The 13,248-nt window shown below is 59.0% G+C and carries 9 protein-coding genes and 2 pseudogenes; 3 read left to right on the top strand and 8 right to left on the bottom strand.

All coding sequences use genetic code 11. The annotated features are described in order from the left end of the window. Positions 1-112: 112 nt before the first annotated feature. From IEI95_RS09145 to IEI95_RS09110, 8 genes and pseudogenes are all read right to left on the bottom strand, one after another. Positions 113-646, bottom strand: a complete 534-nt coding sequence (locus tag IEI95_RS09145; RefSeq protein ID WP_156534441.1) for a MarR family winged helix-turn-helix transcriptional regulator — start codon at positions 644-646, stop codon at positions 113-115. Beyond that, a pseudogene (locus IEI95_RS09140) lies at positions 643-1,881 on the bottom strand (NAD(P)/FAD-dependent oxidoreductase). The gene IEI95_RS09145 and the pseudogene IEI95_RS09140 overlap by 4 nt, the downstream one beginning before the upstream one ends. Further along, on the bottom strand, positions 1,878-2,201 hold the full coding sequence (locus tag IEI95_RS09135; RefSeq protein ID WP_156534444.1) for a 2Fe-2S iron-sulfur cluster-binding protein: 324 nt from the start codon (positions 2,199-2,201) through the stop codon (positions 1,878-1,880). The pseudogene IEI95_RS09140 and the gene IEI95_RS09135 overlap by 4 nt, the downstream one beginning before the upstream one ends. 8 nt (positions 2,202-2,209) lie before the next feature. After that, entirely contained in the window at positions 2,210-3,427 is a 1,218-nt protein-coding gene (locus IEI95_RS09130) for a cytochrome P450 (protein WP_156537562.1), read from the bottom strand. 382 nt (positions 3,428-3,809) lie between these two features. Continuing rightward, positions 3,810-4,137, bottom strand: a pseudogene (locus IEI95_RS09125) (transposase); the annotation flags it as partial. A 192-nt stretch (positions 4,138-4,329) separates the two neighbouring features. Then, positions 4,330-5,757: an aldehyde dehydrogenase family protein gene (locus IEI95_RS09120; protein WP_194416327.1), complete on the bottom strand. Its 1,428-nt coding sequence runs from the start codon at positions 5,755-5,757 to the stop codon at positions 4,330-4,332. Between the two features lie 61 nt (positions 5,758-5,818). Beyond that, positions 5,819-7,321 (bottom strand): AMP-binding protein, encoded by a 1,503-nt coding sequence (locus tag IEI95_RS09115; RefSeq protein ID WP_194416326.1) that lies wholly within the window; start codon positions 7,319-7,321, stop codon positions 5,819-5,821. Positions 7,322-7,689: 368 nt separating this feature from the next. Continuing rightward, the gene (locus IEI95_RS09110) at positions 7,690-8,706 is read right to left on the bottom strand and encodes an AraC family transcriptional regulator (RefSeq protein WP_194416325.1); all 1,017 of its coding nucleotides are present in this window, start codon (positions 8,704-8,706) and stop codon (positions 7,690-7,692) included. 127 nt (positions 8,707-8,833) lie between these two features. Here IEI95_RS09110 and IEI95_RS09105 point away from each other — a divergent pair, with 127 nt between their 5' ends. From IEI95_RS09105 to IEI95_RS09095, 3 genes are read left to right on the top strand one after another with little or no spacing between them, the layout of a single operon-like run. Continuing rightward, positions 8,834-10,432, top strand: coding sequence for a carboxyl transferase domain-containing protein (locus IEI95_RS09105; RefSeq protein ID WP_194416324.1), 1,599 nt, complete (start codon positions 8,834-8,836; stop codon positions 10,430-10,432). Positions 10,433-10,439: 7 nt separating this feature from the next. Further along, the gene (locus IEI95_RS09100) at positions 10,440-11,240 is read left to right on the top strand and encodes an enoyl-CoA hydratase/isomerase family protein (protein ID WP_194416323.1); all 801 of its coding nucleotides are present in this window, start codon (positions 10,440-10,442) and stop codon (positions 11,238-11,240) included. Between the two features lie 11 nt (positions 11,241-11,251). Beyond that, positions 11,252-13,240, top strand: a complete 1,989-nt coding sequence (locus IEI95_RS09095) for an acetyl/propionyl/methylcrotonyl-CoA carboxylase subunit alpha (protein WP_194416322.1) — start codon at positions 11,252-11,254, stop codon at positions 13,238-13,240. Positions 13,241-13,248: the final 8 nt, after the last annotated feature.

The following is a 13,248-nucleotide window of genomic DNA, read 5'->3' as shown; positions in this document are numbered from 1 at the left end:
GCCGACACATCGTCCGCTCCGAAAACTGCAGGCAATGAACACCTACTTCAATTTGCATCCTTGGCGAAGAACACGGGCGTTTGGGCTCACTATGACCGCAGGGGCTGAGTGCTTACAGGTTCTGCACGTTTTTCAACATGATCCGCATCACCCGGATGGTTGCCGCGAGGTCCTGGGGATCTGCACCCTCAATCAATGTTTCCTCACGCGCGAGCGCGATCCGCATGATCTCTTCGTGAAGGTCATAGCCCCTCTGGTTCAGGCGCCAGCGCTTCTTGCGCGGGTCCGTCTCCGAGACCTCCGAGTCGAGATAGCCCTGCTCATCGAGCGTCGCCAGAGCGCGGCTTGCGGCGGCCTTGTCAAGATTGATGACATCACAGATGCGCCCCGCCGTGATGTTGGGCTCGATCGCCAGCATGGATACCGCGCGCCACTCGCTGATACCGATGCCGAAGCGCTCACGGTAAACGCTTGAGGCCCCACGCGATAGGGCATTGTTGATGCTGGACAAGAAGAAGGGCGTGTAATTCGAGATATCGAGAATTTCGACGCCATCGCGTGTGGTCGTCGGACTGGATATGCGGTCTTGCGGGCAGCGTGCGCCAGCTTTCACCCGCACGCTTGTTGGCCTCTTGGCAGATGTCATGCGGCGCGTGCTTTCCTCGATTTCGCCAGTGCCGTGATATCATAGTTGAATTGCACAAGCTCATCGGCTGTCACCCCTTCTGGCGACTTTAGAAGCTGACGTGCGGCCATGTGCTCGGCTGCGGCATTGACCGTCTCCACTGCACGCAATTTGCCCGATTTGAAGCGAAATACAAGCCTTCGCCCGTTTTCACCTTCAAGGGGATGATCCTCATTCCCCGATACCGCAAGACCTGCAATCTGCAACTTCCATGGCCCCTGATCGTTCCAGAACCAAGGCAAGGCCTCATAGGGTTCGGATTTTCCCGTGAGCCGACGAGCGATTGTTCGGGCGTGGTCGGTGGCGGCCTGGACGGATTCAAGCCGCGTCAACTCCCCCGTGACCGGATCTGGAAAGGCTGCACAGTCGCCGAGGCCCGAAATGGCTGGATCGGCGGTGAGAAGATACGCATCCACAGCGATACCGTTGGCAATCTCAAGCCCAGCGTTTCTGGCAAGTTCCACATTGGGTCGCACGCCAACAGCAAGCAGCACCATGTCACCGGGAACAATTGCTCCGCTAAGAAGGCGAACACCCACAACCCCGCCATCCTCACTCCGCAGGATCTCGTTGACGGGGTGCCCGAAGTGCAGCGACACGCCGTGCATCTCGTGGAAGGTCTGAAAGAATCCGGACATAGCGCGAGAAACGGCACGAGCCATAAGGCGTTCCGTTGCCTCGACGACAGTGACGGAGTGGCCGATGGATGCCGCAACAGCGGCGAATTCGAGGCCGATAAAGCCGCCCCCGATCACGACAGGGTGGCGGCGACCCCGCACGAGAGCTTCGCGCAGGGCATCCGCATCGGCTGCGGTGCGCAAGGCGAAGACGTCGCTCCCCTCCAGACCACGGATCGGCGGGATGAGGTTACGCGCGCCGGTTGCCAGCACGAGATGGTCATAGCCGATCCGGGCACCGCTCTTGGTCGCTACAGTTCGCGTCACCCGATCGATATGAATGGCCGGGTCCCCGGCTATCAGGCCGATTTAGTTTCGGTGAAAGAAGCTGTCGGGCCTCAGCTCAATGCTCTCGGCACGGCCATCTTTTAAATAAGCCTTGGAAAGCGGCGGACGCTGGTAAGGCAGGCCTGTTTCCTCTCCGATCAAGGTGATCTCCCCGGAAAACCCCTCCTGACGAAGGCTCGCAGCCAACTGGAACCCTCCCTGACCGGAGCCAATGATGGCCACCTGGTTCATGTTTGGCTCTCCGGAAGATGGATGACGAGACCATCGAGATGTGGTGTGATGCGAATCTGGCACGAGAGACGGCTGGATGGCCTTACCGCGCAGACGGCGCTCTCCAGCATATCCTCCTCTCCATCAGCACGAACGCCAACGGTTTCGACCCACCTGTCATCGACATAGCAATGACAGGTTGCGCACATCATGGAGCCGCCGCATTCACCGGTGATGCCATCGATATCGTTCGTAAGTGCCACGCGCATGACGCTATCACCGTCGGCGGCATCGACAACCGATTGCGCGCCGTTATGGGAGATGAAAGTGATCCTGGTCATGTGATCTCCTATTTCGCGATGAATTCGAGAGGCATGCGGTCGAGGGCATGGATTGCGTTGTTGGGACGCCAGACGACCTCTCCGTCGAATTCAATGCGGTCCACTTTCGCCGTCATCACCGTGAGCAGTGTTTCGAGTTCCAGCCGCGCGATGTTCTGCCCAACGCAACCGTGGATACCCGCCCCGAACGCCATATGTCCTACCGGCCTGCGGTCTATGCGGAAGCTTTCCGGGGCCTCCCATTTCTCTGGGTCCAGGTTAGCAGCCCCAAGGACGCAAATGATCTTGCTGCCTTCGGCGATCTTCAAACCTGCGATTTCGGTATCGACAGCGGCGGTCCGACCGAATGTGTGCACCGGAGATGTATACCGCAGAACCTCCTCGAAGCAGGGGCGTGCCAGCGAAGGGTCGGCCTTGAGCCGTTCATATTCCGCCGGATTGGATGCCAGGCACCAAAGGGCATTGCCGATCCCGGTCACGGTCGTGTCGACCCCGGCTGACAGGAACGAGCGGATCAGCAAACCGGCTTCTTCCTGCGTGATTTCTCCGGCATCCGCCGCTTCGTAAATGATCGCCCCCATGCCGTCAGGGCGCAGCCGCGAGCGGGCGCAGGCGGACATGATCCAGGGAACGATTTCGGGGATCATGGCACCAGCCTTGCGGCGCAGCGCGTTGTCCGGCCCCATGGAGTTGAAAACCATCGCGCCGTAATCGACCAGGGGACGCGGGTCGTGATCCACCATTCCGAGCGCCTCGGGAAAAACAGCGGTTGGAAAAGCCTCTGCAAGTTCCACCACCGCTTCGAAACGTCGCTTTTCCAGAAGCGCGTCCACGATCTCCACGGCCTTCACATGGAAATCCTCCTTGAATTTCGAGATGGCCTTGGGGGAAAGAGCCCGCGCCATGACCTTGCGCGTGCGTGCGTGCTCCGGCGGGTCCACTTCCAGGATGATCGACGGCGGACGCCAGGGCGTGCCATAGCGGAAATCATTCAGGCCAACTCCCCTTGAGGAGACGAAGCGCTCGTGGTCGGAAAAAATTTCCTTCGTCTCCTCATAGCGGCCGGATGCGAGAATGGAATATTTCGGAATATAGACCAGCGGCCCCTTCGCACGCAGCTCTGCATAATAGGCGTTCGGATCAGCGAGAACCGCCTCGTCGTAAGGATCGATATCCCAGACGGGGATGCCTTCCGCAGGTTCGAAAACGCGATGCCCTTCGGTCATGTTCACAGCGATGTCCTCCTCGCGCCTTGGAGCAGCTGCCGCCGACCTTCGAGGGCGTCAATCCAGCTGTTGCTCGCGCATGGCAAGGCTATCGCGGCCGCAAAAACGGCGCGTGTAATCATGTTCATCTTGAAATCCTCCCAACGTTCGTTGACGCCCGCCTCCTCCTCAGGCGTCAGGGCGTCACGAGTTGCGTTCGCAACTCGCTAAGTTGTGCCGTTATGAGTTGTGATGTCAACCAGAAACTTGAGTGCGGGGTCCTCAATGAGTTTAATTCCGAGAGGCGCAGTGCCCCCGGCCGCTTCCGAGCTTTCGACGGTTTGTCGCGCCGATCAGTCGCCAAAGGCTGGTGGTCGTTGCCTCTGACTGATGGCTCTCAAATTCTGGCCCTCCGGCTTAGCGTGGTGTGCTCGGGCACAGCCAAATCCGTCGCCATCATGTCCGAAACAGAGTTCAAAAGACCCTTCCCTTGGCGCAAACACAATTCGAATCTCATACCCAGCATCGGCGTGGTTTCGATCGCCAGATCAATATAGCGCGGCTGGCCACCATGCGCCTTGCGGCATGGGGCTGCCAAACCCGCCAGCGCTTCTGGCGCTACCCAAAGGGTTAAACTGCCACGCGGCGAAGGCCGGCTTCATATTCCGCCCAGTTCGCCACTTTCAACTTCATCTTACCGATATGCGGGCGGCGTTATGTTTGTGCGGCAAGTTGAATCAATCAACCTATTTTTGATCCTGGCAGCATAGATCCAAAACATTGACATTTGGCCCGTGCGCCAATCTCGCACTTCCTGCAATCAGATCCCACAATGGCCGTGAAATCGACTTCGCTCAATCAATCGTTATCGCATAAAGCAGCGCGGCCTTCTTCGAGCCGCGCCTATACCGATGGTGAAACGTTCAGGCGGCTGCGTTGATCACGAGCGTTTGCGAATTGGTATATTCGCTGAGGCCTTCAAGGGCATTTTCAATACCGATGCCGGATTGCTTGTGACCACCAAAGGCCACATGGGGCGAGAAGCTGTGAATCTCGTTGACCCAGACAGTCCCGGCTTCGATCCGCTCGGCGATGCCGCGTGCCGCAGCAATGTCCTTGCCCCATACGGAGGCGGCAAGGCCATATTCCGTATTGTTGGCGCGATGGATCACATCATCGATATCCCTAAACTTCAAAAGCGGCAGAACAGGGCCAAAGGCTTCCTCGACCACCACACGGCTATCTTCCGGTGGATTATCAATGATGGTCACAGGCACGAAGAAGCCCTTGCCGTCCTCAACTTCACCACCCAGCAGGAAGTGGAGGCCTTTGTCCTTTGCGTCAGCCAAAAGGTTTTTTAGCTTCTCAAACTGCATGCGGTTCTGAATAGGGCCGAGATCCGTTCCCTGTTCGGCACCGTCGCCAACTTTCACGGTTCTGGCATAGGCTACAAGAGCTTCGGCCAGCTCGTCATAAATGTCTTCGTGGATGTAAAGCCGCTTGGCCGCGACGCAGAATTGGGCGCTGTTCTGGAAGGCCGCCCAGAATAGCTTTTCGGCGGTTTCCTTGATGTTGACATCCGGCAGCACAATGGCCGGGTCGTTGCCGCCAAGCTCCAGCGTGATGCGCTTAAGATTGCCTGAACATGCCTCCATGATCTTGCGGCCCGTGGCCGTGGAGCCGGTGAAGCTGATCTTGCTGATGTCCTTATGTTGCGTCAGCCAAGAGCCGAGGTCGTTGCCACCGGAGAGGATGTTGAGCACGCCCGGAGGCAGGATATCGCGGACAATCTCGCCAAGTTTCAGTGTGCACAAAGGCGTATAGGGCGAGGGTTTCAACACCATGGTGTTGCCAGCAACCAGTGCAGGCGCGATCTTCCACACGGCCAGCAGGATCGGAAAATTCCATGGCGTGATGCCGCCAACGACACCGAGCGGAACGCGCCGTGTCTCCACCGTGCGCCCATCGGTTTTCTCAGCCACGTGAAGCGGCAACTCCTGCTTGGCAATTTCCCGGCACCAGATGGCAGAGCCGCCAACCTCCCATTCAGCACCCTTGAACGCCTTGCCCTGTTCCCGGGTCAAAAGACGCATGAACTCTTCCGCATGGGCCTCGATTGCATCGCCAAGGCGGGCAACAAAGGCCTGACGCTCGCTCAATGGGCGGGCCGACCATGCCGGAAAGGCTGCCTTTGCTGCCGATACGGCCGCCTCCAGCTGCTCACGGCTGGCGTCGGGGGCCTTGGCAATCACCTCTTCGGTGGCGGGGTTGAAGACCTCAAAGCTGGATGCCGCACTGACGGCCTTGCCGTCGATGGTCATCGTATAATCCCCATTGAAATTAACAGGCATAATGGAACCTCCCGTTTCCAGCGCGTGAGACGCGCAAATATTGACAAATGCCGACCACCGCTCAGGCGGAGACGCGAGCCTCTCGCAGCGAGCGGCGTAGAACTTTTCCGGTGCTGTTTTTCGGAAGATCTTCGACGAAAATCACCCGTCGCGGAATCTTGTAGGATGCCAGATGCTTGCGGCAGTGGTTGAGCAACTCCTCCTCGCTCAACGCCGCATCGCGGTGAGGCACAACGAAGGCTTGGGCAATCTCACCCTTTTCCTCATCGGCAATGCCAGCAACAGCCACCATGGCCACAGCCGGATGCATGGCAATCACCTGCTCAAGCTCCGCCGGATACACATTATAGCCGGCGGTGATGATCATGTCCTTCTTGCGGTCAACGACGAAGATATAGCCATCCGCGTCGGTGCGGGCGATGTCGCCGGTCGCAAACCAGCCATCAGTGTCTATCGCCTCAATGGTGGCAGCCTCGTTGCGCCAATATCCCTTTGTGACCATGGCACCACGCACCAGCAATTCACCGGGTCTGCCGGGCGTGGCCTCGCGCGTCGGCTCATCCAGATCGGCGAGGCGCACCTCCAAACCCGGCATCGGCAGTCCGATTGATCCGGGGCGCGGGCTCCAGTAGGGCGAGTGCGTGATGGCAGGGCCTGCAACCTCGGTCATGCCCCACAATTCCAGAAGCGGGCAGCCAAAGCGGCTTGTCACGGCATCAATCTTGGCAGTCGGCATGGTCTGTCCGCCAACGGTGCAGCGCGTCAGGCTTGTCAGGTCGGCGCTTGCAATGTTCGGATGGGCGAGCATCTGGTAGAACATGGTCGGCACACCCTCGAAAAGCGTGGCTTTTTCCGCGCTGATCAGCCGCAAAGCCTCGGCGGCATCGAAGCGCGGCGTGGTAATCAGCCGCGACCCGACGAGGAACGTCGCATTCATGACGATATTGCCGTAAACATGCGGAAACGGCAGAGAGGTCAGCACGGCGTCTTCACTATGACGCACGTGTATGGTGGCCGTGCCCGCCAGACTCGCAAAAAGCCCGGCATGGGTCATTGTGGCACCTTTCGGACGCCCGGTTGTGCCAGAGGTATAGCCGATGGTGAAGAGATCGTCCGGCTGGCGCTCGACTGGAAGCCTATAAGCTCCATCGAGAAGTGTTGTGAGTTCTTCAGCCTCCGGGGCCTCGCCAAGCGTAAAAACATGGGCTTTGGTTTGGAATGATGCGCGGCGATCAGCAGGAACAATCAGGGCAGCGGCCTCGGAATTGTCCAGAATGAAGGCGACTTCGTCAGCGCTCAGAAGAAAATTCGCAGGCACGACCACCGCACCGAGTCTGGCGATGGCGTGATAGGCAACCACCCATTGCCAGCCGTTTGGCAAATGCAACACGATGCGATCGCCCGCTTGCAGACCGCGTGCCGCGAACGCTCCGGCCATGCGCCCTGCCAGATCGTCTATTTCTTGAAAGCTGAAGGCGCGCAGGCCCGGCAGGGTCAAGGCCGTCTTATCGCCAAACCGTCGGGCGGCGTTATACGCCAAATCGCTGATGCGGGATTGTTGCATTGTTCGCCCCCTCTATGCCATGGCTGGAATGGGAACGGCTTTCACAACGGGCGCTTCGCCTTCTATAGCCAAAGCTCCGCCTTTTCCGCACACGACGGCGGCACTAAAACTGATCATATAAGCCTCCCCATTGCATAATTTTCTCTTTAAATCTGAAACGGTTTAAAGAGAAAATTATGCAACGAATTTAAAGTGTTATAGCGATCTTTGCGCACCATGTATGGTGCGCGGCGCTATAGCAGCCGCCCGCTCCTCCAAGCGGCTGTCTTGATCTTCGCAAAAGCTACAGCCGAATGAGGATCAAATCCTGCCAAAGAATTGATGCATTCGGACAACGAGAATTCTGCCTCAGGGGTGAGATACAGTTTTCACGCTTTGCGCGATGATGTGCCCTGCCTTGCCGCCACCGCGAAGGCCCTTGGTGTCTGGCCAGTCCAGGACTTGAACGCACGCACAAAACTTGCCTCTGCATCAAAGCCGCATTCGCGGGCAATGCGCTTGATCGGCCACTGAGTGGAAGCCAGCAGTCGCTCTGCCAGACGTTGGCGCGACAGATCTTTCAGCGCCTGAAACGATGTGCCTTCCTGCTTGATATGGCGGTGCAGGCTGCGGGTTGACAGATTGAGCTTTTCGGCCAAGTCATCAACCCCTGCTGCTGGCATGTCATTCAGCAAGCGAAGAATTTCGCGAGAGAGCAGACGGTCACGCCGATATTGAAGCACCATTAGCGGCAAAGGCCGCCGAAGCATTTGTCTCAAGGCCGCATCATCGCGCAGGACAGGCAGGCCCAGATAGGCCGCATCAAAACGAAGGCTTGCATGATCTGCGCCAAACGATGCAGGGCCATTGAAGAGATAGCGGTAGCTCTCAGCATGCGCTGGTGCGTCGAATGGAAACGCAACATCAATTAAGGGAATGCGCGTGTCACCGAGCCACGAGGCCACGCCCTGAAGATTGCGCAGCAGGCTGACCAGACAAAATTCACGAAACGCGCCAAGTTCGCTTTTCTCTTCGATCCGAACCTCAGCCAGATTGCGTCCCGTTTCGAGACTGAGCGTAACATCCTGCGTGATGAGGTTATGATGGCGGCACCATCGCGCGATGGCAATGCCCAGCGTGGTCGAGGGCAGTGATGCGCGGCACAGCATGCCATAACTGCCCCACGGCAGGCAACGGGAAAACCAGCCAAGCGCCTCATCGTCCAGCTCGCGCATGGCGTGATCTGACAAGCGTTCGAGTTGATCGGCTGTTATTCTGCCATCTGCATGCAGGGTGGCGGGATCAATGCCTGCCGCGAGCAGCGCTGGCTGCGCTGTCATCCCGCGCTTTTGATAGGCTAAAACAATAGCCGATGCAAAGCCGGAGGGCGTTCTCGCCTGCGTCATTCACCTGCCTCCCTCTGGCACTATCCATCAATTCTTTGACGGGATTTGCCTATCTTCAATCGCTAGACTGCCGCAAAGTCAATAATTGCCGGCGCGGCGGAAACGCTTGCGGTAGAGGAGGCCGGGCGTGAATCCATTGTCAACAAGCATCAACTCTGGCTCGGCAGAATTTCGCGCCAATGCCGAGGCGATGGCGGACGCTGTCGCCGATCTCGCCTTGAAAACGGCTGAGGCGGCGCTGGGTGGTGGCGAGGTGGCACGCAGGCGCCACACCGGGCGCGGAAAGCTGCTGCCGCGTGAGCGGATCGATCGCTTGCTTGATCCCGGATCGCCATTTCTGGAGATTGGTCAGCTTGCGGCCCACGGCCTTTATGATGGCGAAGCCCCCTCTGCGGGTATCGTCGCAGGTATTGGCAATGTCGAAGGCCGCCGCTGCATGGTGGTTGCCAATGACGCGACGGTAAAGGGCGGCACCTACTATCCGATGACGGTGAAGAAGCACCTGCGCGCCCAGAAAATTGCTGCGGAAAACCGGCTTCCCTGCCTTTATCTTGTGGATTCGGGCGGTGGCTATCTGCCGCTCCAGGATGAGTTTTTCCCCGACGAAAATCATTTTGGTCGCATCTTCTACAATCAGGCGCAGATGTCGGCGGCTGGCATTGCACAGATCGCCGTTGTCATGGGGTCCTGCACAGCGGGTGGAGCTTATGTGCCCGCCATGAGCGATGAGACGGTGATTGTGCGCGAACAGGGCACAATCTTTCTCGCAGGCCCGCCATTGGTGAAGGCGGCAACCGGTGAGATTGTCACGGCGGAAGATCTTGGCGGTGGCGATGTGCACACCCGCATCTCCGGCGTTGCCGACCATTTGGCCGAAAATGATTCCCACGCCCTTCACATCGCCCGGCGGATCGTCTCGACATTGCCTGCGCAGGAAGACGCCGCCAGCCAGTTTGACGAGCCGATTTATCCAGCCGAAGAGCTTTACGGCATCATCCCCTCCGATACGCGAAAGCCTTATGATGTGCGTGAGGTGATTGCCCGTCTGGTGGACGGTTCGCGTTTCGATGAATTCAAGGCGCGCTATGGCACAACGCTTGTGACGGGCTTTGCCCATCTCTATGGCATGCAGGTCGGCATCATTGCCAACAATGGCATATTGTTTGGGGAAGCCGCGCTGAAGGGGGCGCATTTTATTGAGCTTTGCGTTCAGCGCCGAATTCCGCTGCTGTTTTTGCAAAACATTACCGGCTTTATGGTCGGGCGCGCTTATGAAAATGAGGGCATTGCCAAGCACGGCGCAAAACTGGTGACGGCGGTGGCCACCGCCGCTGTTCCAAAACTCACACTCGTTATCGGCGGCAGCTTTGGTGCCGGAAATTATGGCATGTGCGGGCGCGCCTACAGCCCCCGCTTTCTGTGGATGTGGCCCAATGCGCGGATCAGCGTCATGGGTGGCGATCAGGCGGCGTCCGTTCTGGCCACACTTCGACGTGACGGCGTTGCCGCCAAAGGCGAAACATGGCCACAGCAAGAGGAAGATGCGTTCAAAAACGGCATCCGCGCCCAGTACGAACGGCAGGGCCACCCCTATTATTCGACCGCCCGTTTATGGGATGACGGCATCATTGACCCAGCGCAAACCCGCCGGGTTCTTGGCCTTTCCCTGTCAACGGGGCTCAATGCGCCCATCGGTGAAACCCGCTTCGGCCTTTTCCGCATGTGAGATTGCCATGATCTATAAAACCCTTGATCTCGAATTGAACGGCGCGGTCGCAACAGTGTGGATGAACCGGCCAGATCGGCACAATGCCTTCGATGAGATGCTCATTCAGGAAATGACGCTGGCTATTGAAACATTGTCTGAGAACGACAGCGTGCGCGTCCTTGTGCTGGCGGGTCGTGGGGCCAGTTTTTCCGCAGGCGCTGACCTTGCGTGGATGAAGCGCCAAGGTGCGGCCAGCGTTGCGGACAATGCAGCGGATGCAGCCGCTATGGGGCGCATGTTCATGGCGCTGCGCAATTGCCCCAAGCCGCTGATTGCCCGCATTCAAGGCGCTGCCATTGGCGGTGGAATGGGGCTGGTGGCGGCCTGCGACATCGCTATCGCCGCTCCCGATGCCGTGTTTGCGACCTCTGAGGTTCGCCTCGCGCTGATCCCTGCTGTCATCAGCCCGCTGGTTGCTGCGGCGATTGGGGAACGTCAGTGCCGCCGCTATTTCCTCACCGGGGAGCGGATGGGGGTTGGGCAGGCACATGCGCTGGGCCTTGTGCACGAGATTGCCGAAAAGGATGGCCTTGACGCTGCTGTGGCGCGGATTGTTGCCGATGTGCTGAAAGGTGCACCGGGTGCGGTAACAGAGGGGAAGGCGTTGATCACGCAGATTTCCGGCCGTCGTTTCGATGACGCGCTGGTGTCTGAGACGGCCGAGCTGATTGCGGTCCGCCGAGGCAGCGATGAAGCACGCGAGGGTCTTTCGGCCTTTCTCGAAAAACGCAAACCCGGCTGGATAGCGGATCGGTCACAAGGGTGAAGGATCAAACCATGTTCAAGAAAATCCTGATCGCCAATCGCGGCGAAATCGCCTGCCGCATCATCCGCACCGCGCGGCGCATGGGCATTGCCACCGTTGCCGTCTATTCGCAGGCCGATGCTGGCGCACGCCATGTTCGGCTTGCAGATGAGGCCATCCTCATCGGCCCTGCACCGGCGCGCGAATCCTATCTTGTTGCCGACAAGATTCTTGCCGCTGCCCGTCGCACGGGTGCCGAGGCGGTTCATCCCGGCTACGGTTTTCTGTCTGAGAACGAAGATTTTGCCGAAGCTTGCGCCGCCAGCGGCATCGCCTTTATCGGGCCGCCCGCCGCCGCCATCCGTGCCATGGGATCAAAATCGGCAGCAAAAGAGCTGATGGGCAAAGCCGGTGTGCCGCTTGTACCCGGCTATCACGGAGAAGACAACGATCCGGCGCTGCTGCGGCGAGAGGCAGATCACATCGGTTACCCCGTGCTGATCAAGGCCTCTGCCGGGGGGGGCGGCAAGGGCATGCGGCGTGTTGATCGCGCAGACGATTTTGCCGATGCGCTGGCCTCCTGCCAGCGTGAAGCGCGCAATGCCTTCGGCGACGATCATGTGCTGATTGAGAAATACATTCTCAAGCCACGCCATATCGAAATTCAGGTTTTTGCCGATTCGAGCGGCAACTGCATCCATCTCTATGAGCGCGACTGCTCGGTGCAGCGCCGCCACCAGAAGGTTCTGGAAGAGGCCCCCGCGCCGGGAATGACCGCAGAGCGGCGCGCAGCCATGGGTGCGGCCGCCGTGACGGCGGCAAAGGCGGTTGGCTATGTTGGGGCGGGAACTGTGGAGTTCATCATCAATAGCGACGGGTCTTTTTACTTCATGGAGATGAACACCCGCTTGCAGGTGGAGCATCCGGTTACGGAAATGGTGACCGGGCTGGACCTTGTCGAGTGGCAGTTTCGCGTTGCCGCAGGCCAACCCCTGCCCTTGCGGCAGGAGGATGTGCCACTGATGGGACACGCCATCGAAGCCCGCATCTATGCCGAGGATGCAGACGCAGGTTTTCTGCCATCCATCGGCACCCTCCAACATCTGGGATTGCCAGAGCAGAATGCGCATGTGCGCATCGATAGCGCCGTCGAGACAGGTGACGCGATCTCACCCCATTACGATCCGATGATCGCCAAACTGATCGTTCACGGAGCAGATCGCAAAGAAGCGCTGAACCGCATGGGCGAAGCCCTTGGCGCAATCGAGATTGTTGGCCTGACGGCGAATATCGGCTTTCTGCATCGCCTCATAAAGAGCCCGTCTTTCACTGGTGCCGATCTCGACACCGGGCTGATTGAGCGCGAACACGACAGATTGTTTGCCCTATCCCCCGTGCCTGCCTGGGTCTGGTATCTGGCGGCTTTGGAAGAGCTTATGCGGGACGTTCCTGCCAAGCCTGCATCCCCATGGGCGCTGACTGATGGCTGGCGGCTGACCGGCCGGGCGGAACGGCGGATCGCGCTGTGCTGTAAAGGCGAAACCGTGACGGTCACCGCCGTGTTCTCCGGCGAGGGCTGGAATCTGTCCCTGTCCGGCACGGATGAGCCGAGGACCTTTGCGCACGGCCGCGCCAGCAAAAACGGCCCAGCAACGGCGCTTGATGTGCGCATTGGCGAGCAGCGTTACGACGCGACGATCGTGATCGATGGGAACCATCGTCATGTGTTCTACACCGGACAGACCTTTGTGGTGGAACGCTTGCCCGACCTGCAACGTGCCACCGACACCAACAGTGGCGGCGGTGGCCTTCGCGCCCCGATGCCCGGCGCGATCATCGCGCTGCTTGCCGAGCCGGGAGTCTCCTTGAAAACGGGGGAACCATTGCTGGTTATGGAGGCAATGAAAATGGAACACACAATTGTTGCGCCATCCGATGGCACGCTCGCCAGCTTCCATTTTGCGGTTGGCGATCAGGTGGTGGCAGGCGCGGAGCTGGTTGATTTCCAACCCGCCGCATAAGGACAAGA

It is taken from the genome of Agrobacterium vitis (genome assembly GCF_014926405.1).
In the GTDB taxonomy this organism is placed as follows: domain Bacteria; phylum Pseudomonadota; class Alphaproteobacteria; order Rhizobiales; family Rhizobiaceae; genus Allorhizobium; species Allorhizobium vitis_H.
The sequence above is the reverse complement of the archived record's forward strand: the minus strand, read 5'-3'. Positions and strand labels throughout refer to the sequence as shown.

Coding starts and splice junctions, on each gene's coding strand:
- IEI95_RS09100 (WP_194416323.1), top strand. CDS start 10,440: ATGATCTATAAAACCCTTGATCTCGAATTGAACGGCGCGGTCGCAACA.
- IEI95_RS09145 (WP_156534441.1), bottom strand. CDS start 646: ATGACATCTGCCAAGAGGCCAACAAGCGTGCGGGTGAAAGCTGGCGCA.
- IEI95_RS09115 (WP_194416326.1), bottom strand. CDS start 7,321: ATGCAACAATCCCGCATCAGCGATTTGGCGTATAACGCCGCCCGACGG.
- IEI95_RS09120 (WP_194416327.1), bottom strand. CDS start 5,757: ATGCCTGTTAATTTCAATGGGGATTATACGATGACCATCGACGGCAAG.
- IEI95_RS09135 (WP_156534444.1), bottom strand. CDS start 2,201: ATGACCAGGATCACTTTCATCTCCCATAACGGCGCGCAATCGGTTGTC.
- IEI95_RS09095 (WP_194416322.1), top strand. CDS start 11,252: ATGTTCAAGAAAATCCTGATCGCCAATCGCGGCGAAATCGCCTGCCGC.
- IEI95_RS09130 (WP_156537562.1), bottom strand. CDS start 3,427: ATGACCGAAGGGCATCGCGTTTTCGAACCTGCGGAAGGCATCCCCGTC.
- IEI95_RS09110 (WP_194416325.1), bottom strand. CDS start 8,706: ATGACGCAGGCGAGAACGCCCTCCGGCTTTGCATCGGCTATTGTTTTA.